Source organism: Vreelandella lionensis, from assembly GCF_044543515.1.
In the GTDB taxonomy this organism is placed as follows: domain Bacteria; phylum Pseudomonadota; class Gammaproteobacteria; order Pseudomonadales; family Halomonadaceae; genus Vreelandella; species Vreelandella lionensis.
In genome coordinates, this window is record NZ_JBITWC010000057.1 from 1 (window position 1) to 1,026 (window position 1,026).

General features: G+C 49.2%; 1 protein-coding gene. It reads right to left on the reverse strand.

The features are described 5' to 3' along the window. Positions 1 to 91 precede the first annotated feature (91 nt). The gene (locus tag ACIGG6_RS18260; RefSeq protein ID WP_399846551.1) at positions 92 to 898 is read right to left on the reverse strand and encodes a hypothetical protein; all 807 of its coding nucleotides are present in this window, start codon (positions 896 to 898) and stop codon (positions 92 to 94) included. Between the last annotated feature and the right edge of the window lie 128 nt (positions 899 to 1,026).

The window sequence follows — 1,026 nt, forward strand, 5'->3', positions numbered from 1 at the left end:
GCCCGCTGGCGAACTTCAGGGGAATATCGATTTGATTTGCTCATGGCTCCATCCTCTCAAGGTTTGGAGCCTCCGGGAATCCCGGTACGGTTCACATCTCGGCGAGGGTGCTTTCGTTGTAGCGGTGCAGGTAGACCAGGCACTCGAAGGCTTTCTGCTTGCCGGAGCTGAACAGCCAGTAGATGGGGCGTTTTTTGTAGGTGCGTAAGTGGTCTTTGAAGAACTGGGTGCTGAGGTAGCGGCGGATGGTTTCAAGCGCAGCTTCGCCCTTCTTGGGTTTGATGGCGTGGAGGCAGAGGCTTTCGGCGACGAATTCGAGGTTTTCTTGCAGGTACTCTTCGCCCCAGACGGTACGCACGAAGTCGCGGAAGCGGTTGGTGGCGTCGTCGGGGAACCATTCCTGATCGGTCAGGGGGATAATGGCGTTATTATCCGGGGCGAAGCTGGGCTCGGGAATCTGAGCAAGATAGTCGCGAACAGTTTCGCCCTGGCTGGCGAGAATCAGGCCGGGCTTATCCAGCGAGTAGCGGCCCATCATGCAGCCGATGGCGTAGCTGACCAGCTCCTTGAGGGTATCGCACTGGAGCAGGGTTTCCAGCTCTTCTTCTGAGCGATTGCCACCGTAACGGTAATGGGGGTTGCAGGTAAGAGTTATTTCCTTGAAAGAGATTTCTGGTGTGAGTTCGTACTGTAATCCATAGGCATTGATTAAAATTCGGTTATTCTCTTCTTCTATTTTTTTAAGTGTAAGAACTGTCTCTTGGATCTGTGAACGAAGTGTATTAACCACTTTTTCAAGAAGCGGCTTACTTTTGATATTCAAAATGAGGGGACGAGTGAAATTCCAAGAAGTCTCAAATGCGTCCCAATCAGAGCGAGCTGATTCAACAAGCATCATAGAATTTTCTTGAATATCATTTATATTATTTTTGGAAGGTCTGAATAATTACCGATATTCGTCAACGCTCACTTGAGCTGATAAAAAATTGCAAATTTAGGCACTATTTTCCCGTTCTTTGTGCATTT